This is a genomic window from Dysgonomonas sp. HDW5A, from assembly GCF_011299555.1.
Lineage (GTDB): Bacteria > Bacteroidota > Bacteroidia > Bacteroidales > Dysgonomonadaceae > Dysgonomonas_A.
In genome coordinates this window covers 1354419-1377638 of record NZ_CP049857.1, presented here as the reverse complement: position 1 = coordinate 1377638, position 23220 = coordinate 1354419, and the positions used below count along the sequence as shown (strand labels likewise).

Sequence of the window (23220 nt, the reverse complement as noted above, 5' to 3'; positions counted from 1 at the left end):
AAAAACAAATCTTGCTTTTTTTCATCCAAAATTCACAGTATATTTGTAGTATCTTTTTAGATTAATTAAAAGAACAATTCCACCTTAGAATACTGTAATGACAGAAGCTTTAAAGCACGAATGCGGGATCGCAATGATCCGTCTTTTAAAACCACTTGAATATTATCAGGAAAAGTATGGTACATGGCGACATGGCTTAAATAAGCTATATCTGCTGATGGAAAAACAACACAACCGCGGGCAGGAAGGTGCCGGATTGGCTGTTGTAAAACTGGATGCTGAGCCGGGAACTGAATTTATATTCAGAGAAAGAGCTACCGGATCGAGTGCTATCTCCGAAATTTTTGCCAATGTTCATAATTATTTTGGCAAGACTTCACATGACGACCTGAATGATCCTGTTTTCGCAAAAAAAAATCTACCGTTTGCCGGTGAATTATTTCTTGGTCACCTGAGATATAGCACTACAGGGAAAACCGGACTGTCTTATGTGCATCCATTTCTGAGACGAAACAACTGGGCTTCTCGAAACCTGGCCATTGCCGGTAATTTCAATATGACGAATGTTGACGAATTATTTAACGATCTGGTTAAGGAAGGACAACACCCTCGTGATTATGCAGATACTTTTGTTCTGTTGGAGTCTCTTGGACATTATTTAGATCGTGAGGTACAATTCCAATTCGACAAATACGGAAAAGACAAAACTGTTAAAGGAACAGAACTTAATAAACTTATCGAAGAAAATCTGGATATACCATTTATGTTGCGTACAGCAAGCGAAAAATGGGATGGCGGATTTGTGATCGGTGGACTTATAGGATGCGGGGACTCATTTGTTTTCCGTGATCCTTGGGGTATCCGTCCGGCATATTATTATATGGATGACGAGATTGTCGTTGTAGCATCTGAACGTCCTGTTATTCAAACAACAATGAACCTGGATGTTTCCGATATCAAAGAATTGGAAGCCGGTCAAGCTATTGTGGTAAAAAAAGATGGTCGCGTAATGTTTCCTCAGATTATAGAGAAAAAAGAATCATACGCTCCTTGTTCTTTTGAACGTATTTACTTCTCAAGAGGATCAGATGCTGATATTTACAGAGAGCGAAAAGAATTAGGAAAACTTCTTCTTCCACGCATCTTGAAATCTATTGATTCGGATCTTCGTAACACTGTATTTTCTTTTATCCCCAATACCGCCGAAGTTGCATTTTACGGGATGACGCAGGGCTTAGAGGAATACATGCAAGAGGTAAGGTTTAAAAAAATCAGAGAAAAGGGTGAGCATGCCACCAACGATGATATCAAACGGATTTTAGCTATGAAAGTCCGCACCGAAAAAGTGGCAATAAAAGATATCAAATTAAGAACGTTTATTTCGGAAGATAAAGGTCGAAACGATCTGGCTGCACACGTTTATGATGTCACTTATGAATCGATCCGCCCTTATAAGGATAATCTCGTTGTAATAGATGACAGTATTGTCAGGGGAACAACTCTCCAACAAAGTATCATCAAGATGTTGGATCGACTGCACCCTAAAAAAATTGTAGTCTTGTCTTCATCTCCTCAAATCAGGTACCCCGACTGCTATGGTATAGACATGTCTCGCATGAGCGAATTCGCTGCTTTCAGGGCAGCAATAGCACTCCTTAAAGACAAAGGAATGCAGAGTGTAATTGACGAAGTGTATCGTAAATCACTCGCTCAACGCAATAAGCCTAAAGAGGAAATTGTAAATTATGTCAAAGAAATATACGAACCTTTTACTGAAGAGGAGATTTCTGAGAAAATAGCTCAGATGTTGACTCCCGAAGGCACAGAAGCAAAAGTGGAGATTGTTTTCCAAAGCATCGAAAACTTACACAAAGCGTGTCCTGACAACAATGGGGACTGGTATTTTTCAGGAAACTACCCAACTCCGGGAGGAAACCGCACGGTAAATACAGCCTTCCTGAACTATGTTGAAGGTTTAGAGAAAAGATCATATTAAGTATAAATACACCACATTTCTATAAAAAACGGCAGATTATTCATTTCAGAATACCACTGCCGTTTTTTTTCGTATTAACACATTGTGTTTTTACACAAAACAATATATCTTTAGTATTTAAATGAACAAAAAAATGTCTATCTTTGTATGATTATTTCTCATCAATCATCCTGAATAGCTAAAACACTATTACACATGAAGATATTGGTAATAAACGGACCTAATTTGAACTTGTTGGGAAAGCGGGAGCCGACTGTATATGGAAATACTACATTTGATACGTATTTCGACGAATTGGTTTCCTCATACTCTGATAGTTGCGAATTATACTATTACCAATCTAACCATGAAGGAGATCTGATAGATAAAATACACGAAGTCGGATTTGAATATGATGGTATTGTGATGAATGCGGGAGCATATACACACACCTCAATTGCCTTACACGATGCAATTAAAGCAGTAACCACTCCGGTTATAGAGGTGCATATATCTAATATTCATGCTCGTGAAGAGTTTCGCCACAAATCGATGATAGCGCCAGCCTGTAAAGGAGCAGTAGTCGGATTGGGTTTCGAATCCTACAGATTAGCAATAGAATACATTATTAGAAATACAAAATAATTATTATAATTAAAAACTACTTTTATGTTTAAGAAAACGAAAATTGTTGCAACAATTTCAGACATGCGTTGTGATGTTGATTTCATCCAATCGTTGTACAACGAAGGGATCAATGTAGTTCGAATGAACTCAGCTCACATGACAGAAGAAGGATTCGTTCAGGTAATCAACAACGTACGTACAGTATCTAAGACTATCGGTCTTATGATGGATACTAAAGGTCCTGAGATCCGTACAACTGCAACTGAATCTGGTGAAAAAATTGTTGTGAAAACAGGTGATAGACTGAAAGTGATCGGAGACATCAATGTAAAATCGACTCCAGAGCAAGTAGCTGTTTCATATCCAAGTATCGTAAAAGATGTTCCTGTTGGAAACCTTCTTCTTATCGATGATGGTGAGACTGCTCTTAAAGTAATAGAAAAAGGAAATGACTATCTTCTTGTAGAAGTTCAAAATAACGGAACAATCGGTAGCCGTAAAAGCGTAAACATCCCTGGTGTTAGCGTAAATCTACCTTCAATTACTGAAAAAGACAAAAAATGTATTGAAATCGCTATCAAATACGGAGCTGACTTCATTGCACACTCTTTCGTAAGACATAAAGAAGACGTTCTTGACGTTCAAAAAATATTAGATGCTCACAATAGTGACATTAAAATCATCGCGAAAATCGAAAATCAAGAAGGTGTTGATAACATCGACGAAATTTACGAACACGCTTATGGTGTGATGGTAGCTCGTGGAGACTTAGGTATCGAAGTTCCTCAAGAAAACATCCCGGGAATCCAACGTTTGTTGATCCGTAAAGCAATCGAATACAAAAAACCGGTTATCGTTGCAACTCAAATGTTACATACGATGATCGAAAATCCACGTCCAACACGTGCAGAAGTTGCCGATATTGCTAATGCAGTATATTACGGAACTGACGCTGTGATGTTAAGTGGTGAAACTGCTTATGGTAAATATCCTGTTGAAGCTGTTCGCACAATGGCTCAAGTAGCTCGTGCTGCTGAAATTTCTAAATTGGAAGAGAATATTATTCCTGTTCCATTTAAAGATTCAGAATATGACAACACTTCATTCCTTGCTAAACAAGCTGTTAAATCAGTAAACCAACTTGGTGTTAAAGCAATTATTACTGATAGTGTAACTGGACGTACTGCACGTACATTGGCTGCTTTCCGTAGCAAAAACCCAGTATTCGCAATCTGTAACAAAGAAGAAGTTGCTCGTTACCTTTCAGTTTGTTATGGTGTTGATGCTCGTTTCCAAGAGGATACCGGTTATACAACTAACAAACACAAACAATATTTCTTGAAAGCATTACAAAATCTTACTGAATCTAAATTTGTAAGCAAAGAAGATACTGTTGCTTACCTAAGTGGAAGTTTCACTGAAGGTGGAGGTACATCTTTCCTTGAAATCAACAATGTAGGTAAAGTACTTGATGCTGGTGACAAATATGATGTTCCTGTAGAATAATTGCTTTGTATAAAAACAAAATAGCATAACTGCAACTGATGAGATAATAGCGACATAAAAATCGTTTATTATCTCATTTGTTTTAAAGACGATCAATATTTATAAATCAAGACTGTGCCTTTTGCCCGATCATCAGCACAAAGGCATTATACAAACTGTAGAAATAGAAGGCAAAGAAACTAACGGCTGATGCCTCAGAGGCAGCTCTTCCTTTCTTCTTAAACAAAGGGTTTACACTAGAAAGAGAAAATATTGTAGTGCGAAGAAACGTCGAAATTATTAATTTTACACTCTGTAAAAGATCTTATATAGAAATATGGAGCAAGACAATATAGAACAATATATCCTATCTCATATTGATGAGGAGGGCGAATTACTGAAAAATCTCAATCGGGATGCTCACGTAAATCTGCTCCGTCCTCGCATGATATCAGGACATTTACAAGGTAGGCTACTCAAGATGTTTTGCAGAATGATACAGCCTAAATACATTCTGGAAATAGGCACTTATACAGCCTATGCAACGCTTTGTTTAGCTGAAAGTGCTTCTGATGATGCAGAAATACATACAATAGAAGTAAATGATGAGCTGGAAGATTTCATCCTGAAACATCTGCATAAATCGAAACTTAAAGATAAGATACACTTACATATTGGTGATGCAATACAAATAATACCAACAATAGATTGTATCTTTGACCTTGTTTTTATAGATGCCAACAAACGGCATTATTGCGAATATTATGATTTGATATTTGATAAAGTTCGTCCGGGAGGCTTGATTATAGCAGACAATACGCTTTGGGATGGTAAAGTTTTAGAGACACCTCATCCTACTGATAAGCAAACAATCGGGATACAAGCATTTAATGATATGCTGGCAAAAGACGACAGAGTAGAGAAAGTAGTTTTACCCATTCGGGACGGACTGACTCTTATCTGGAAAAAATAAGGCTACATGACTTTATGTTACTTTGGTAAATACAACAGCTCAAAAAGAGCAACAAACAATAAACATTAGTTAATAACAGAATATTCAAGATATACATATAATAATGGAAACAACCAGACAACAAAAGATAAACAGACTCATCCAGAAAGAATTAGGTGAGATCTTTCTGTTACAAACAAAAGCAATGCCCGGTATATTGGTATCGGTAAGCGGAGTAAGAATCAGTCCCGACTTAAGTGTCGCAAAAGCTTACCTAAGCATCTTTCCTTCAGAAAAAGGAAAAGAATTGTTGGCCAACATCAAAACAAATGTAAAAGCGATTCGCTACGATTTAGGACAACGCTTAGGCAAACAGCTACGCATCATTCCCGAACTAGTATTTTATATTGATGACTCCTTAGATTACCTGGAGAACATCGACAAATTATTAAACACCGAAGGAAAGAAAGAAACTGAAGAGTGAATCTATCTTTTTACATAGCCCGCCGATATCTATTTTCTAAGAAATCGCATAATGCCATTAATGTGATTTCTATGATTTCGGTATGTGGTATAGCTATTGCTACGCTGGCAATGGTATGTACACTCTCTATTTTTAACGGGTTTACCCAACTCGTATCGGATTCTTTTAGTGTAATTGATCCTACATTACAAATATCACCCACAAAAGGCAAGGTATTTGACCCGTCTGATCCAAACATCGAAAAGGTGAGGCAACTTCCCGAAATAGATGTTGTTTCAGAATCAATAGAAGAAAATGCTTTGGTGAGATATGGAGAAAGGCAAGATCCTGTATTGATAAAAGGTGTATCCGATAACTTCAAGAAGATGGCGGATACCGACAAGTTTATCATCAATGGTACATTTGCATTAAAAGAGGGTGATGTCGATTTTTGTGTCGCAGGAGTAGGGCTGGCTATGAATCTCGGATTACGAGCAGACAATATTACTCCTTTAGAAATATATTCACCCAAACGGGATGTGAAAATACAATTGGCAAATCCCTCTAACGCTTTCACACAAGTATACGCTTATCCTGCCGGTATATTCTCACTCAATCAGGCAAAATATGATGAACAAATGCTAATCGTATCTCTTAGTTTGGCACGCCAGCTATTCAGATATGACACAGAGGTTTCATCCTTAGATATAAAATTGAAAGAAGATGCTTCTGTTGATCAAGTCGAGAAAAAAATCCAAGCTATATTGGGAGATAAGTACATTGTCAAAAACAGATTTGAGCAACAAGCCGATTCATTCAGAATGGTAAATATAGAGAAATGGGTTACATTTCTTATTCTCGCCTTTATTCTCATTATTGCTGTATTTAATGTTGTCGGATCACTATCTATGCTGATCGTCGATAAACATGACGACATTAAAATATTACAGAATATGGGAGCCAACAACAAACTTATATCACGTATATTCCTTATCGAAGGCTGGCTTATCTCGATGACGGGTGCTATTACAGGACTTATTCTGGGATTAACTCTTTGCCTTTTGCAAGAACATTTTGGACTGCTGAAGCTAGGCCAAACACCGGGAACCTTTGTTGTTGATGCATATCCCGTTTCGGTTTTGGCCTCAGATATCCTCTTTATTTTCTTCACAGTCAGTCTTATAGGCTTTTTAATAGTACTATACCCCGTAAATACCTTAAAGAAAAAATTAAATACATATTCTTAAGGTCTCAGACCTTTTTATTGCTTTGACAAATAGAATAACAATTGATAGTTATTACTTTGAAATGTTAGATATGGAACTTTATCTAGCTTAGCTAATAAGCAAATAGATTGTCGCAATGTTCAAATTGTTCACTTTTTAATGTTAAAAAAAGGTTAACTTTTTGTTTTTTTACTATATCTTTGCAGCAAAATGTTCAAAACCAATATCTAGACTTACAGGTTAAATAAACATATGAAGAATAACTTATTCGACAGATTTGTTCCAAAAGAAAACAAATTCTTTCCGCTCCTCAGCCAAATGGCTGATGTTATCCTAACGGCTTCTGATTTGATTATTGGATGTGTACAAGCAAAAAATCACGAAGAAGCAGTTGAGTTATACAAAAAAGTAAAAGATCAGGAACGTCGCGGAGATAAACTCCAAGCGAAGATTTTTGAAGAGTTAAACAACACGTTTATTACTCCATTCGACAGAGAAGATATAAACACGCTGTCGAGCAGACTGGATGATGTGATTGATCACATTAATAGCTGTGCTAAAAGAATCATGCTCTACAGTCCGAAAGTAATGCCCGAAAGTGCTAAGCTACTGGCTCACTTGGTTCGCGAATCGGCTGAGTTCCTGACAAAAGCTATCGATGAACTGGATGTATTGAAGAAAAACCCCACAAAGGTTAGAGAGTATTGTAATAAATTACATGAAATAGAGTCTAAAGCGGATGATGTATACGAACATTTTCTGATTGACCTTTTCGAAAACGAAAAAGACGCTATTGAAGTAATAAAGCTGAAGGATATTCTACATGAGCTTGAAAAAGCAACTGACACACAAGAGGCTGTCGGTAAAATAATAAAGACTATCATCATCAAATACTCATAAAATAAAGCAAATCGATGACGCTATTAATTATTATTATTGTTCTTGCTATTATTTTTGATTATATAAATGGTTTTCACGATGCTGCAAATTCAATTGCAACAGTAGTGTCAACTAAAGTACTCACCCCCACTCAAGCCGTTGTCTGGGCTGCATTTTTCAACTTCGTAGCCTATTTTATCGCCAAACATATTATTGGAGGATTCGGTATTGCAAATACAGTTGCTAAAACTGTAGATTTATCCAATATCGCATCACCATCGCATGTTATTATAGCGGGATTGGTTGCAGCAATCACCTGGAATCTGATTACATGGTGGTTAGGAATACCATCTTCATCTTCGCATACGCTAATTGGTGGGTTTGCAGGTGCTGCTATTGCAGGAGGAGGTCTTAAAGCTGTACACCTGGATACTGTTGGGATAATTGCATTGTTTATCGTTGTAGCTCCTTTAATCGGTATGATTGGAGGTAATATAATTACAATAATCACTTTGCATGCGATGAAGAAAGTCAAACCGGGCAAAGCCGACAGGTGGTTTAAAGGTTTACAACTTGTATCATCTGCTTTGCTGAGTATCGGTCACGGACTGAATGACTCTCAAAAAGTAATGGGTATTATAGCCGCTGCACTTATTGCCAATCAAGGTATCCCCGGTCTTCCTCATTGGATGGAGATGTCGGATATGAATGAGATGCATGACTGGATTCCATTGGTATGCTTCTCGGCTATTGCTATCGGTACTATGTCAGGAGGTTGGAAAATCATGAAGACAATGGGTAACCGCATTACAAAGATTACTCCTGTTGAAGGATTTTGTGCTCAAACAGCAGGCTCTATAACTTTATTTATCTCCGAGATGCTTCACATTCCGGTAAGTACAACTCACGTTATTACAGGTAGTATCATGGGAGTAGGTGCTGTTAAAAGACTATCAGCCGTTAGATGGGGAGTTACCAAAGATTTATTGGTAGCATGGATTATAACCATTCCGGTGAGTGCTCTTATGGCAGGATTTGTATATTGGATATTAACTCTCGTATTCTAAATAGAAAGAAAATATTTTTTATAAATAAAGACAGTATGAATAGTTCATACTGTCTTTCGTTTTTATTTATAGCTATATTTGTAATAACTAAAGTAAACCAGCACTGTTTACTTGTACACTATTTTTTAGATCAATCATGGATTTTAAGATTACCTCAGCATATAAACCTACCGGAGACCAACCCACGGCTATAAAAGCATTGGTGGAAGGTATTAACGGTGATATTCCCCACCAAACCCTCTTAGGAGTTACAGGGTCGGGAAAAACATTTACCATAGCCAATGTTATCCAACAGGTTCAAAGACCGACATTGATACTCAGCCATAATAAAACTCTGGCTGCTCAGTTATATAGTGAGTTCAAGGGGTTTTTCCCTGAAAACTCCGTGGAATATTTTGTTTCATATTATGACTATTATCAACCCGAAGCTTATATTCCGTCTACAAATACATATATAGAGAAAGACTTATCGATTAATGATGAGATAGAGAAACTACGATTGGCGACAACCTCGGCTCTATTATCAGGACGGAAAGATGTTATCGTAATATCGTCAGTATCCTGCTTGTATGGTATGGGAAATCCTGAGGATTTTGCAAATAATACAATACTTATCGAAAAAGGTAAAAAACTGGTTAGAGATAAGTTTCTACGAGATTTAGTTGATTGTTTGTATTCTCGAAACGAAGTTGAATTTTCGCATGGTAATTTCAGGGTAAAAGGAGATACTGTTGATATATTTCTGGCTTATGCAGAAACCATTATCCGCGTTATGTTTTGGGATGATGAAATAGAGAGTATCGAAAGCATTGACCCTCTCACAGGATCGAGAGTAGAAAGATTCGAAGAATACCGCATCTACCCTGCAAATCTATTTGTAACAACCAAAGAGAGAATACACAGAGCTATAGACGAAATCTCAATAGACCTTGGTAAACAAGTTGATTTCTTTCAATCGATAGGAAAGCCTTTAGAGGCTAAGCGTCTTTATGAAAGGGTAACATACGATTTAGAAATGATTCGTGAAATAGGACACTGTTCGGGTATAGAAAACTATTCTCGCTATTTTGACAATCGTCCTCCCGGAACTCGTCCTTTCTGCCTTTTAGACTTCTTCCCTGACGATTATTTGGTTGTAATAGATGAGAGTCACGTTACCCTACCGCAGATACGTGCGATGTATGGAGGTGACCATTCTCGAAAAGAAAATCTGGTTGAATATGGTTTCCGTCTGCCGGCCGCGATTGACAATCGACCTTTAAAATTCGAAGAGTTCGAATCACTCGTTAAGCAAATAATATACGTAAGTGCAACTCCTGCTGATTATGAATTGATTCAATCGGAGGGTATAGTTGTTGAACAGTTGATTCGACCTACGGGACTACTTGATCCTCCTATTGATATACGCCCAAGTTTGAATCAGATTGATGATCTGATGGAAGAAATCCAGATACGTGTGGATAAGGACGAACGTACTTTAGTGACTACTCTAACCAAACGTATGGCCGAAGAGCTAACTACTTATCTGGCTAACAACGGCGTAAAATGTAATTACATACACTCTGATGTAGACACTCTGGATCGTGTACAAATCATGGATGATTTACGAAGTGGGGTCTTTGATGTCCTGATCGGGGTCAATCTCCTTCGTGAAGGGCTTGACTTACCTGAAGTGTCTCTTGTAGCCATATTGGATGCGGACAAGGAAGGCTTTCTTCGATCTCACAGATCCCTTACTCAGACAGTTGGGCGTGCTGCCCGTAATGTCAATGGAAAGGTTATTTTCTATGCAGACAGAATAACCAACAGTATGCAGTTGACAATAGATGAAACAAACCGTCGCCGCGAAATTCAGCTTGCTTATAACGAGAAGCATGGAATTACACCACAACAAATCAAAAAAGCTAGAGGTTCGGCATTAGGAGGTAAAGGCACAGATAACGAACCCAAGCCATATATCGAACCAACTCATTTAAACATTGCTGCGGAAGCTAAAGCCGGCTATATTTCGGACACTGATTTAAAAGCTGCAATAGCCAAAACAAAGAAACATATGACCGAAGCAGCCAAGAAACTCGACTTCCTCGAAGCTGCCCAATACCGCGACGAGCTTATTCAGTTGGAAGATTTATTGAAAGCTCATAAAAACAAATAAGATCTAAGGGGTTGTTTTCTGCTTTGCTAATTAAGCAACAATAGATATTATTATTTAAAATATCCCTAAATTCTTTCGATAATAACATAAATAGAGACGCAAAATTTGCGTCTCTATTTATGTTATACACTAATAAGCATCGCTAATTACTCAGCGGGCTCATGCACCTTCACTTCATAGCCTAGTTTTTCAATCGCCTTCTGAAGTTTCTCCAAATTAGTTTTGTTAGCATGATAAACAACCATTACAGTCTTAGCCGGAAGATCGACTTGCATATCAGTGACACCTTTCTCGAAAGCAATATTCTTTTCGATTCTTTTCTTACAATTGTCACATGTCATAGATACATCAAATGTAACTTCTTTCTTATCTGCATTCTTGTCTTTCTTATCTTGAGCATATGAACTAAAACTCAAGGATGCTAAACACAACATAACAATTAATACAATCTTCGCTTTCATATTTCTAATTTATTTAATTTTCAGGTAATCCTAAACATTCATTATAATATAAAGATATTAAGGTCTCAGACCTTACTTGCCAATATTATATCTAAATCCCACATAAAATCGACGTCCCTGTGTCGGTCCCCATGCCATCGTAGCATCGAAGTCAGGACTATATGGATTTTCGGGCGATATTATTGGATTTTTTTGTATAAAATCAGTAAGATTTTCCCCTCCAGCATACACACTCCAAGTTCGGAAAAATTTCGTAACCTGAGCATTCATTATAACAAAAGATTTGAATCGATTGTTCCATAGAGGATTTTCCGCATCAGGAGTCGGCATACGCCCTCCACCATTAAATTGTGATGTCAAGTCGAATTGCCACTTTCTCAAAGGAGTTTCGTATGAAGCCGTTAATAGAGCCTTGTAATCACTTACCAAGGGTTTCTGCAACTCTTTACCTCCATAATTTACTTTAGTATTCATCCATCGGTATGAAGCCAAAAGATTAAATCCCTTAAACACCGGATATGTAGCTTCAAGTTGCACTACATGAGCATGCGATTTCCCGTTAAGATTATAAAAGCTAACAGCACGTGGGTCGGCTTCCATATCCATTATTACTTGTCTTGAAAAAACAGTATAAAACCATTCTGCTGAAAAAGTTAGCTCCTCTCCATTTATAGGAATGTGATATGTCCCGCTAAGACCATAGTTCCAGGCACTCTCTTGTTTCAGGTTATCGGCAATATTAAAAGTTCTGCTACTTGCCAATAAATAACTATTCTCAGCAAGAACGAAAACCGAACGATACCCTTTTCCGGCTGATGCTCTGAAATATAAGCTGGGGCTTACATTGTATTTAACATGTAATCGGGGTGTTACAAACCAATTATACAAAGAACTATAATCGGCTCTTAATCCGGCTAGTACGGTCAATTTATCATTCAAGTTTAAAGTATATTGGGCATAAGCTCCCGTTACCGCTTCCATATCGGGCTGTTTGCCTGAAACCAATTGAGGGATATCATAAGACTGTGCAAAATTATCCCAGTTATAACTTAAACCCGTGCTTATCTTATGCATGGGTGAAAAATCTTTCTCATACATCAAAGATGCATATACATTGCTCTCATACAGGTTATAACGACTCACATTTGAGAAACGAGATTTCTGATCGTGATATGACCCCGATAATATTAAGGCTACACTTTCGTTCTTTTCTGCATCTATCACATAACCGTTTTTGGTGAAAAATTCACCCCTGTTCGTATAGTTAAATATTTGATAAGGGTCGTGCATTGCTCCACTTCCCATTGTATGAGCATCTTGTCCACTTATACGTTCATCATTTAAAAACTTTACACCTGTTTGAGAAATAAACTTATCGGTCTGATAATGCCACCTGTTCATTATATTAAACTGATGCTTTTTAGGCATATCCAAAAAGCCATCATTATTGGCATCATGACTTCTTTTTTCATTCGAATAGTGAAGGAAAAGACCGGTAGATAACTTGTCATTTACAGCTATTGCAGCATCTGCGTTACCTTCAACCCGACCAACGTCTCCTAAAAATAAATTAAGGCTTAACGGATCGGCTGTTGTCGGTTTCTTGTAATCTACATTTACCTGTCCCGAGATCGATTCATAACCATTTTTCACAGAAGCTGCACCTTTTGATATCTGAACACCCTCCATCCATGGGCCGGGTATATAGTCAAGACCATAGGTTTTGGCTGCACCTCTGAAATTGGGGAAATTTTCGGTCATCATCTGCACATAATTTCCTGAGATACCCAACAATTGAATTTGCTTTGCTCCTGTTACAGCATCGCTATACACAACATCTACCGAGGGATTGGTCTCGAAACTTTCTCCCAGATTACAACATGCTGCACGAGTTAGTTCTTTTACTGTCAACTTTTCGGTTTTTAGTAAATCGGTACGGGAACTTATTCGCCCCGACACCGCTTTAGTTACTACCACCTCTCCCAGTTCCGTACTTTCATTGAGTACAATATTTTGAAGATCTTTATAACTATGGATATGCGTCACGCTATGCGTATATCCGATATAAGATACACATAACATATGATCTTTTTGAGGAGAACCATCTATTTCGAAATAACCGTTCTCATCTGTAACAACGCCCGATTTTGCATTTTCCCATTGTACTTGGGCTCCTATTATAGGGGTTTTATCGGGTGCATATACGTACCCTTTCAACTTTTGAGAAGCAAAAGTGAAGATAGGTATGAACAGTAATAATATAATTAGTTTAAACTTTTCCATCGAATTCTTATTTGTTTGATACGGTCTTTGACCTTTATTGTTTTGTTTAGCAATACAACCCGGTTGGTTATAACACGAAAGTATATAATACAAAATAATCGCTGCACAGGATAAACTGATTACCCGCACAACAAAAAATTGCATCGCCAACAAAAATCAAATAATAAGAACTCTGATCAGACTCAGATAGTTTCGCGGAGGAATTGGGATCGGATCTCTGGCTTCACCTGCAATAAGAGGTTCGTTAGTATCCGAAATCAAATGGAAGTTAGAAATAAAAGTAGGAACTATAGTCCAAACCATTGCATGCAACAGGTTTGGCAGGTAAACCGAGCGATCGAGATCTATCGAAACACGTTTGGCTTCGCAACATTTACCCGTATGACCACTCATACACAAAGCACTCTCTTCAGAATGATTCATCGAATGATCTTCCTGAGAGCAACATGAAGGAGATTTTGTTTTCATTTCAGCCATCGAACAATCGTCGGGATGAAGCTGCATGGACATTACATTGTCAACACATTTTGAGCAACAAAGGTCAACAACAGTAACTCCGGCTCCAACAAAAAATACTATTGCAGCCAGAAAGAAAACTAATATGTTGTGATATTTTACCTTCATATTGAGGTACAAATATATAGATTCGTATCTTATATAACAAAAGAATAGTAATTGTTTAGTATTTTTTATTCATATATTTGCACAAAATTTTATTTAAGGTCTCAGACCTTTTTATGGTCTTTGAGTGTACAGGCTGTTTGCCTTGATCACCTTTACAGAGATATAAAGTATATCTATCATTACAAATAAAAAACAATAAATATTTAATACTATTTATTATGAAGATGTTCCGAAATCTATTTACCATTTTTGTTTTATGTGCCCTTGTTTCGTGCTCTGACAAAGGACCTAAATTTGTTATCGAAGGTAAGATCTCCGATGCTACAGATAGCACCATGCTCTATTTAGAGAAACGTGAATTGAGCCAAACAACCCTACTTGATTCAATAAAACCAGGTACAAAAGGAGAGTTTAAATTCAAAGGAACATCTACTCCTTATCCTGAATTTTATGTCCTGCGTTTAAACGGGCAGGTAATAAATTTGGTTATCGACTCTACTGAAACAATCAAGGTAAATGCTTCTGAAAAGAACTTTGGCACTGAGTATAATGTAGAAGGATCAGAAGCAAATCTTCAACTAAAGGCGATCACTTTGGCTCAATACAAAGCAAGTCAGGCTTTAGATGAACTTCAACGAAAATTCAGTAATAAAGAAGTTAACGAGCAGGAATATTTCAGTCAAATACAAACTATTGCATCTGAATATAAAGATACTGCTTTGAAAATTATTTTTGCGGATACTAAAAATCCGGCTTCTTACTTCGCCTTATTTCAAAAAGTAAAAGGCTATCTATTTTTTGACCCTTACGATAAATCAGATTATAAACCTTTCGCTGCTGTGGCAACAGCCTGGGATATGAACTACCCTGATTCGCCACGCGCAAAGCATCTGCATGACTATACGCTGAATGCGATTAAAGTACGCAGACAAAGCGAAAAGCAACCCTTTGATATAAATAACGCCAATGAAATTGACGCTGCTAAATATTATAATATTGAATTACCCGATGTAAACGGAACTCCCGTAAACCTGACCTCATTAAAAGGAAAAGTAGTTCTATTAGATTTTACTGTATATCAATCGGAAAAATCACCGGAGCATAATATTGTATTGAATAAATTATACAATAAATTTAAACCGGACTTCGAAATATATCAGGTGTCATTCGATACAGATGTGCATTTCTGGAAAAACTCAGCAGCTAATATTCCTTGGGTTGCAGTGCATGAGAACAAGTCTTTGAACTCAGATCTGATTTCGAAGTTTAATGTACAAGCCCTTCCCTCTCTACTATTAATTAACCGTAATGGTGAAATTGTAAAACGCTTATTACCAGGAGAAAATATCGAGTCTGAAATCCAAAAATTATTATAATTATTGGATAGGATTTTGTTTTGTCCGAAATTTAAGTATATATTTGCATCAAGCATAAAAAGAAAAGGAGTTCTGGTCTATACGACAAGGATTCTTTTTCTTTTTATCTCTTATAAAAAGTACTAATCTTTAATTAACATTTTGCTATGGCTGTTACTTACATGACCGCAGAAGGTTACGACAAGTTGAAAGAAGACATCAACTTATTGGAAACAGTGGAAAGACCTAAAATCTCTAAACAAATCGGAGAGGCTCGCGATAAAGGCGATCTTTCGGAGAATGCTGAATATGATGCAGCAAAAGAAGCTCAAGGCTTACTTGAAGCTAAAATCGGACAACTGAAAAATCTATTAGCTAATGCTAGACTGATAGATAAGAGCTCTATTGGCATAGATTCTGTACAGATTCTAAATAAGGTTACAATAAAAAACACCAAAAACAATCAACAAATGACTTATATGTTGGTTGCCGAAAGTGAAGCGAATCTGAAGGAGAATAAAATTGCCATCAATACTCCCATTGCTCAAGGTTTAATGGGTAAAAAGGTAGGTGAGATTGCAGAAATAAAAGTACCTAATGGAATGGTATCTTTTGAAATTATTGATATATCTATTTAAGGTCTCAGACCTTTTTGTTAGTTAGGCAATTGTAAAAGCCTGAGTCTATTATGAGTATCAATAATTATTTACATTAATTCAAAAAGAGCTAAGATGGCGACTATTTTCAGTAAAATAATAAAAGGTGAAATACCATGTTATAAGATTGCCGAAAACGACAATTTCTTTGCTTTTTTAGACATCAGACCGATGGCTAAAGGACATGTATTGGTTATACCCAAACATGAGACAGATTATCTTTTTGACTTGGATGATGATGTATTATCTGAAATGATTGTGTATAGTAAGAAAATAGCCAAAGCCATACAAAGGGCAGTACCTTGTAAACGAATAGGACTCATGGTAATAGGAATGGAAGTTCCTCACGCACACATACATTTAATACCCATTAATGCCGAGAGAGATATGAACTTGTCTAATCCCAGATTAAAGTTATTGGAAGACGAATTCCAACAAATCACTAAAGACATTATATCTGAATTGGAAAATATCTAGGTCAGAGATTTCGACTATACAAAGGTATTATTCATACTTTTGTGTAAGCATCAACTACAACGTTGAATTTTTATCATATAGATTCTTTCAAATCTCCCCCCCAAAAAAAACGGGGGAATTTGAGAGAATTTTTCTTTTATTGGCTCATTATTTCTACAAATAAAAAAAGCTACAAGTTTTACAACCTGTAGCTTTTCATTTACTCATTATTTAAGACACTGCCAATATCTAAAGTCTTAGCCTTTTATTAATAGTCTTGAGACTTTATTTTGCTTTCAATGCTGCAAAAATCAATTGTTCCAGTTCATCTGCCAATTCGGGATTATCTCTCATCATATCTTTAGCAGCTTCACGACCTTGTCCCAGTTTCGTTTCATTATAACTGTACCACGATCCGCTTTTCTTGACGATACCTAAATCCGAGCCTAAGTCGATAATTTCTCCTGCACGTGAAATACCTTCACCGTACATAATATCGAATTCAGCTTTACGGAAAGGAGGTGCCACTTTATTTTTCACCACCTTCACACGAGTCTGGCTACCTTTAACTTCTTCTCCATCTTTCAATTGACCGATACGGCGAATATCAAGACGAACAGAAGCATAAAATTTCAAGGCATTACCACCCGTTGTAGTTTCTGGATTACCAAACATTACGCCGATTTTATCACGCAACTGGTTGATAAATATACAGGTTGTATTTGTTTTATTGATTGCAGCCGTTAGTTTACGAAGTGCTTGTGACATCAAACGGGCTTGAAGTCCCATTTTAGAATCACCCATATCTCCTTCTAATTCAGCTTTTGGAGTAAGTGCAGCAACCGAGTCAATCACAACAATATCAATTGCCGATGATCTGATCAATTGTTCTGCGATTTCCAATGCTTGCTCTCCATTATCCGGTTGAGAAATAAGTAAGTTACCTATATCAACACCTAGTTTTTCGGCATAAAAACGGTCAAAAGCATGCTCTGCATCCACAAATGCAGCTATGCCACCCGCTTTTTGAGCTTCGGCAATAGCATGAATTGCTAATGTTGTTTTACCTGACGATTCGGGACCATATATTTCGATAACACGTCCGCGAGGAAAACCTCCTACGCCTAACGCCGCATTTAATCCGATTGAACCTGTTGGTATTACAGCTATATCTTCTATTTTTTCGTCTCCCAACTTCATGATTGAGCCTTTGCCGTAACTCTTCTCAATCTTATCCATTGCTGCCTGTAAAGCCTTTAGCTTATCGCTATTGGGTGCTGCAACATCTTTTTTTGCTTTTTCTTTTTCGTCAGCCATTATTATTTTTTGTTTTTGTTTTTTAGCTCTGTTAACCAATCCAATATCTGCTCGGCATGCTCCTTCGCTTTGATTTCTTTAGGAGTAAAGACTTGTTCGATCACACCATTTTCGTCAATCAAAAATGTAGAACGCAAGGTACCCATATATTTCTTACCTGCTAAAGTTTTTTCCGCCCATATTCCAAATTCTTCAACTAAAACTTTGTCTTTGTCCGAAATCAAAGGAAAAGGAAGTTCATATTTTTCGATAAACTTAATATGCGATTTTTCGTCATCCACACTCACCCCTACAATTTCGTAACCAGCCTTACGCAATTCATAGAAGTTATCTCTGAAGTTACAGGCTTCGGCTGTACATCCGGGGGTATTATCTTTGGGATAGAAATACAAAATGAATTTCTGACCTTTAAAGTCACTCGTTTTTACTTCTTTTCCCGCCTGATCCGTACCTAAAATCTCAGGTATTTTATCTCCGATAGTTAGAGCCATATTTTCTATATTTATTTTGAAACCAAAGATAAGATTTAATTCTTTCGACTGAAAATAATTTTCTCGTATCCCTATAAAAACACGAATTAGTCGCTGAAAATAAATATTCTTTTGAAATTAAAGGTAAGGGTTGATAATCCGATTATCTTCCTCCTTGAGTTATCTTCAATTCGGTATGTAAGTTTCCTGTTTGAATATAGATATATCCGGTGCGAATCAAAGAGCTCAGATTCTCTTGTAATATATGTGATAAGCTCGTTTTACTGGCAGATTGACTTACTTTTAAGCAATTAGTGATCGGGGTTCCGGTCGAATACAAGATATTAGACTTATTCTTATGACGAATCCTTTTTAGAGATTTAGTACCCTTTTTAATTCTTTGTATCCGGCAATACTCATTTTAACTTGTAGGTTATTCTGTAGTTTCAGCATTTGGCTTTGTTTCTCATACAGTTCTATGCGTTGTATATAATCTATATTTATAATGTTTGAACGGTGTACCCTGACAAATTTATTGGCAGGTAAATGGTCTCCAAAATACTTCATTGTTTGTTCTTTCAAATACTTCCCTTTGGGGGTGAAGATCATTACATAGTTTCCTTCAGCCTGAATCGATATTATATCATTGATAAATATAAGGTCAATTTTCTGCCCATTTTTCACCGCAATATGTTCTAGTATTTCGCTGTCAGAAGTGTCTTCGTTTGTCATGGTTTTTTCTGAGGATTCGATATCTGTGGTATGCTCTACATCGATGTCTATACTAACTTCTTCCTCTTGATTTTGAGTAAAAATATATCCATATAATAATATAAGCAATCCATAGGTAAGTAAAGCTAGGGTAATCCGTATTGGTACGGTTGGGAGTACATAATTCATTGCATTCTCCGGCGATATTATATAAAGTATCAAAAAGCTTATTCCTACCCAACTTAATACGAATAATATGGCTAATGCTCCGTAGTTAACGATTTGCTGAATTATAGGTAAAGATTTATAATTGGAATATCTAATGATTTCTTTTAATAAGAAATTTAATATCGCCAATAATAATCCGAATATAGCCCCATCTAAAATAAGATCGGAGAGTGGTAATGGTATAAGCGGAGCCATTATTGCAACTGTTACTATAAGAGTAATAATTACAATAATTAATGGGAGAATTAGTAATTTTAAACGACTATTATTCATCTGATAAATGATAATGTGTATTTAAGCAGCATCAATAGTATTGCTGCATTTTATGATTAAGTAGCCTCTTGTGGTTGTACCCATAAGGGTGTCGCAGAAGTTTGCAACCTTAGTTTCTAATTTCGACATTCCCGAACATGCAAGCAGCTTTCAAATTCAAAATTGGAGTGCTGTCAGAAATAGGGGTATCAACCATGTGTCTTTTATCTTGAACGTCACCAAACATGGCACTTGATTTTAAGTTTATCTGCCATTCGCTAGGAACATAAACTATTATAGAGCCAAACATAGCATTTACTTCAAGTTTATTATTTGTACTTAAGCCACTTACTTTTCTTAGATCAAGTTTAATCTCTCCAAAAGCAGCATTTGCTTCTCCTCCTCTAAAGTTGGATGAAAACACAATTTCTTCGCTGCCATTGAATAATACCGCTTTGTCTACATAATCATTTCCGGTATCGGTATTGGTATTTGAACATCCTTTACTCATATCTGAAATGAATTTCTTTGGCTGACAATATTTACTGCACATTCCGTGATCGTTTTTTTTGAATAGAAACAGGATTCCTCCAATGATAAGCAATACAGGCCAATAATTCTGAGCATTATTAAGTGTCCCATTTAATACTTCGGGAAAGCTTTGGCCTATAACAGGTAAGATGAAAAATCCCCCTACAGATATAAGAATGATTGCATTCACAAAGTGGCGTTTAATAAAAGCAGCAATACCCAATACCACTAAAAGCATTTGCCACGATATTAATATAGGCTTGTAAATAACGGGTATCAGTTCGAGATTAAAAGCAAGAAGAATAATTCCTGCAAGTACAAGTAGTATGGCAAATCCTATTTTACCTTGTGATTCTTTATTTTTTATTTTAAATTCATTTTCCATTGTGATACGTTTTTTATTGTTTATAACAAATGTAGGAGTTTTAAATACTGTCAAAAACAGAATAATGACGAAATAACTATTTTTGTTGACGAAACTATCTACATCTGTGTGGAATTGAAACAGATGTATCGCCCTTTATAAGGGGGAATGTTTTATAAATACAACGTTTTGTGATGTTAGCAAGTTTGGAAAAGCCGGATTTGTAATTGTGATCTATTTTTGTCGTGAGATTAAATAAAAACGAAATGAATCAGAGATTATCAACTAAGGAAGAGTATCAAAAGCAAGTCAATATTATTATTGAGCATATCAATGCACACCTGAGTGAGGATTTGGACTTGAATAGTTTAGCCAAAAAGGCAAATTTTTCACCGTATCATTTTCACCGCATCATGAAAGCTTTTCTGGGTGAATCTTTAGGGGCTTTTATTGTACGTTTGCGTATCGAGACTGCAGCTCGATTGTTACGCCATTCGGATCTATCGGTGCAAGATATTGCTTATCAAACAGGATATGATGTGCCTTCCTCTTTGTCGAAATCGTTTAAGTCGTTTTATGGAATCTCACCAATCGAATTTAGAAACAATAAAAACCACACGATTATGAGATCACTATTATTAAATGAAGATTTAAAACTGAAAGCACCCAAAATACAGGAGTTGGAACCCAAGCAGGTTATCTATATTCAGATTTTTGGCAAATATTCCGATGTTGATTTTAGCGGATGTTGGACACGCTTATGGGCATATGTAAAAGAAAACAAACTCTTTTCGGCAGGTATAGAACATCTTTGTGTCTACCATGATGACCCCAAAGTTACAGAAGCGGATAAGCTTCGCACTGATATTTGTTTAGTTCTTCCTAAAAAGGCCTTACCTAAAGGTGAAATAGGAGTCAAAGAAATAAGCGGAGGTAAGTATGCAATTTTTTTATATCAGGGACCGTATGAAAATCTGGGCAGTGTATATGATACTATCTATGCAAAGTGGCTGCCTGACAGTAATTGCAAATTGAGAAACGTTCCTGCATTTGAGAAATATCTTAATCATCCCGATAGAACTTCTCCCGATAAACTGAAAACTGAAATTTATCTTCCGATTGAATAAGCAGAAAAAGGAGTATAGCCAATTCGGCTATACTCCCTCACTTTATATCAGTAATTTATTTTTTATTTTACATCAAACCAAAGTCGTGTAGTAAGCAGGTCTTCACCTTGATTTGCTACAGCAGCTTTATAACTTTTACCGTTTAAGGATTGTTCCGTTCCCGGATAAAAGAAGCGTAGAGGCATTTGACCTTCCAGCACAGTTGCACTTCCGGGTTTAAGCTCAGGGTAATCCAACCTTCTCCATTCAGCAAAGGCATCTAATCCCTGTCCGTAAAAAGCGATCCATTTTTGCTCTCCGATAGATTTTTTATAGTTTGAGGCATCGTATTTCACTTTTGCCTGATTCAGGTAATCAGCTACAGTAGTTGCATCGGTAATACCAAACTGGTTTAATGATGCTGTAACCGCTTGTTTATAGTAAGTCTCGGCATCACCCGAAATAAATCCTCTGGCTACGGCTTCCGATAATCCGAATAATACTTCAGCATAACTGAATATAACGGCAGGAGATTCAGATTTTAAGAAATAAGTTCCCGGTTTAGAGGTTTTTGCAAAACCCTGATTATTAGCATCACTGTTTGATAAACCGTTGGCAGCACCTACATATCTGTCAACAGATGTATCAGATGGCAATTGTGCATATACAGGCAATCTCGGGTCAGAAAGTTCATATAGTTTATCTACAATAGTTTTAGATACTCTATAATCGTCTCGGGTTTCAAACCATGCTGCCGCCGGGTTTTGTTGAGGAGAACTTGTATAGATAAATTTGAATGTTTCGTTATTATTGCTGATAAGACCGGGAGGATCAGCCACTACGCTGGCAATAGTTTGCTTGGCAAGCTCTGCTTCACGATCGGAGATTCTCAATGCAATACGTAACCGCAGTGAGTTTACAAATTTTTTCCACTTACTGATATCTCCATTGTATACCAAATCTCCGGTAACAGCACCTTTCGAAGCATCTAATAGATTTTGGGCTTCGGTTAAATCTTCTAATAAACCCAGATAAACTTCTCTTTGGGTATTATAGGAAGGACTGACTGTTTGTCCCGCATCTTTGTATGGTACATCTCCATATGTATCAGCAAGTAGCAAAAATGTCCATGAACGCAATGCCAAAGCAATGCCCTTGAAGTTTGAATTGGCTTGTGCTTCAGGAAATGCCAGAATAGTATTCAAATCAGTAATCAATGTTGCATAACCGGTATTCCATAAGGTCGTGATTTCTGCGTCAGTATTTGAAATTTGATATCTGTCAGGCTCAGTATACTGTATCTTTGCCCACTGCTGAATAAATAACAATGATGAATTGAAACTGCTGTTTGATCCCCAATAAAGATCGGCTCCGTGTTTTAAACTACCCGTAAGAAGAAACGGAGCAAGAGGAGTTTCGGTTGCATTTGGATTTCGGTTGATGTCATCCAGTTGGTCGTTGCACGAACTAAGAGCAAAAGCAACTAATAGGATTGATAATATATTTTTAAGCATAAATTCGATTTTTATAATTATAACTGTCTTTAGTTATTTATATCAGACAAATTGATAAATGGT

General features: G+C 36.7%; 21 protein-coding genes. 13 read left to right on the top strand and 8 right to left on the bottom strand.

From position 1 onward, the window contains the following. Positions 1-97: 97 nt before the first annotated feature. From G7050_RS05755 to uvrB, 9 genes are all read left to right on the top strand, one after another. Positions 98-1996 carry an amidophosphoribosyltransferase gene (locus tag G7050_RS05755; protein ID WP_166112478.1) on the top strand — a complete coding sequence of 633 codons (1899 nt, stop codon included), beginning with the start codon at positions 98-100 and terminating at the stop codon, positions 1994-1996. 195 nt (positions 1997-2191) lie between these two features. Next, a complete protein-coding gene (gene aroQ, locus G7050_RS05750; protein WP_166112475.1) occupies positions 2192-2620 on the top strand; it encodes a type II 3-dehydroquinate dehydratase in 429 nt (142 codons plus the stop codon). Between the two features lie 24 nt (positions 2621-2644). After that, positions 2645-4108 (top strand): pyruvate kinase, encoded by a 1464-nt coding sequence (pyk, locus tag G7050_RS05745; RefSeq protein ID WP_166112472.1) that lies wholly within the window; start codon positions 2645-2647, stop codon positions 4106-4108. A 316-nt stretch (positions 4109-4424) separates the two neighbouring features. After that, positions 4425-5060, top strand: a complete 636-nt coding sequence (locus G7050_RS05740; protein ID WP_166112469.1) for an O-methyltransferase — start codon at positions 4425-4427, stop codon at positions 5058-5060. Between the two features lie 103 nt (positions 5061-5163). Beyond that, positions 5164-5523 carry a 30S ribosome-binding factor RbfA gene (rbfA, locus tag G7050_RS05735; RefSeq protein WP_166112466.1) on the top strand — a complete coding sequence of 120 codons (360 nt, stop codon included), beginning with the start codon at positions 5164-5166 and terminating at the stop codon, positions 5521-5523. After that, the gene (locus tag G7050_RS05730; protein WP_166112463.1) at positions 5520-6749 is read left to right on the top strand and encodes an ABC transporter permease; all 1230 of its coding nucleotides are present in this window, start codon (positions 5520-5522) and stop codon (positions 6747-6749) included. The genes rbfA and G7050_RS05730 overlap by 4 nt, the downstream gene beginning before the upstream one ends. Positions 6750-6980: 231 nt before the next feature. Continuing rightward, complete coding sequence (locus tag G7050_RS05725; RefSeq protein WP_166112460.1) at positions 6981-7628, top strand: DUF47 domain-containing protein; 648 nt, start codon at positions 6981-6983, stop codon at positions 7626-7628. A 14-nt stretch (positions 7629-7642) separates the two neighbouring features. Beyond that, positions 7643-8674, top strand: a complete 1032-nt coding sequence (locus G7050_RS05720) for an inorganic phosphate transporter (protein ID WP_166112457.1) — start codon at positions 7643-7645, stop codon at positions 8672-8674. A gap of 136 nt (positions 8675-8810) precedes the next feature. Beyond that, the gene (uvrB, locus tag G7050_RS05715; RefSeq protein ID WP_166112454.1) at positions 8811-10829 is read left to right on the top strand and encodes an excinuclease ABC subunit UvrB; all 2019 of its coding nucleotides are present in this window, start codon (positions 8811-8813) and stop codon (positions 10827-10829) included. A gap of 146 nt (positions 10830-10975) precedes the next feature. Here the strand turns inward: uvrB and G7050_RS05710 are convergent, their stop codons facing one another. The 3 genes from G7050_RS05710 to G7050_RS05700 form a co-directional block, all read right to left on the bottom strand. Beyond that, the gene (locus G7050_RS05710) at positions 10976-11290 is read right to left on the bottom strand and encodes a heavy-metal-associated domain-containing protein (RefSeq protein ID WP_166112451.1); all 315 of its coding nucleotides are present in this window, start codon (positions 11288-11290) and stop codon (positions 10976-10978) included. A gap of 72 nt (positions 11291-11362) precedes the next feature. Then, positions 11363-13573 (bottom strand): TonB-dependent receptor, encoded by a 2211-nt coding sequence (locus G7050_RS05705; protein ID WP_166112448.1) that lies wholly within the window; start codon positions 13571-13573, stop codon positions 11363-11365. A gap of 156 nt (positions 13574-13729) precedes the next feature. Next, positions 13730-14197, bottom strand: coding sequence for a hypothetical protein (locus G7050_RS05700; RefSeq protein WP_166112445.1), 468 nt, complete (start codon positions 14195-14197; stop codon positions 13730-13732). 218 nt (positions 14198-14415) lie between these two features. Here G7050_RS05700 and G7050_RS05695 point away from each other — a divergent pair, with 218 nt between their 5' ends. The 3 genes from G7050_RS05695 to G7050_RS05685 all read left to right on the top strand — a co-directional run bounded on the left by G7050_RS05695 (position 14416) and on the right by G7050_RS05685 (position 16685). Continuing rightward, positions 14416-15573 (top strand): thioredoxin-like domain-containing protein, encoded by a 1158-nt coding sequence (locus tag G7050_RS05695; protein ID WP_166112442.1) that lies wholly within the window; start codon positions 14416-14418, stop codon positions 15571-15573. Between the two features lie 146 nt (positions 15574-15719). Further along, entirely contained in the window at positions 15720-16190 is a 471-nt protein-coding gene (greA, locus tag G7050_RS05690; protein WP_166112439.1) for a transcription elongation factor GreA, read from the top strand. Between the two features lie 93 nt (positions 16191-16283). Further along, complete coding sequence (locus G7050_RS05685; protein ID WP_166112436.1) at positions 16284-16685, top strand: HIT family protein; 402 nt, start codon at positions 16284-16286, stop codon at positions 16683-16685. A gap of 264 nt (positions 16686-16949) precedes the next feature. Here the strand turns inward: G7050_RS05685 and recA are convergent, their stop codons facing one another. From recA to G7050_RS05665, 4 genes are all read right to left on the bottom strand, one after another. Beyond that, positions 16950-17981: a recombinase RecA gene (gene recA / locus G7050_RS05680; RefSeq protein ID WP_166112433.1), complete on the bottom strand. Its 1032-nt coding sequence runs from the start codon at positions 17979-17981 to the stop codon at positions 16950-16952. 2 nt (positions 17982-17983) lie between these two features. Continuing rightward, a complete protein-coding gene (gene bcp, locus G7050_RS05675) occupies positions 17984-18472 on the bottom strand; it encodes a thioredoxin-dependent thiol peroxidase (RefSeq protein ID WP_166112428.1) in 489 nt (162 codons plus the stop codon). Between the two features lie 351 nt (positions 18473-18823). Then, positions 18824-19663 (bottom strand): LytTR family DNA-binding domain-containing protein, encoded by an 840-nt coding sequence (locus G7050_RS05670; RefSeq protein WP_166112425.1) that lies wholly within the window; start codon positions 19661-19663, stop codon positions 18824-18826. 109 nt (positions 19664-19772) lie between these two features. Then, positions 19773-20558: a LiaF domain-containing protein gene (locus tag G7050_RS05665; RefSeq protein ID WP_166112422.1), complete on the bottom strand. Its 786-nt coding sequence runs from the start codon at positions 20556-20558 to the stop codon at positions 19773-19775. Positions 20559-20803: 245 nt separating this feature from the next. Between G7050_RS05665 and G7050_RS05660 the strand changes: the two genes are divergently transcribed. Further along, entirely contained in the window at positions 20804-21664 is an 861-nt protein-coding gene (locus tag G7050_RS05660) for a GyrI-like domain-containing protein (protein WP_166112419.1), read from the top strand. A gap of 62 nt (positions 21665-21726) precedes the next feature. On the opposite strand, the gene G7050_RS05655 is transcribed toward G7050_RS05660, so the two are convergent. Further along, complete coding sequence (locus G7050_RS05655) at positions 21727-23157, bottom strand: SusD/RagB family nutrient-binding outer membrane lipoprotein (RefSeq protein ID WP_166112416.1); 1431 nt, start codon at positions 23155-23157, stop codon at positions 21727-21729. Positions 23158-23220: the final 63 nt, after the last annotated feature.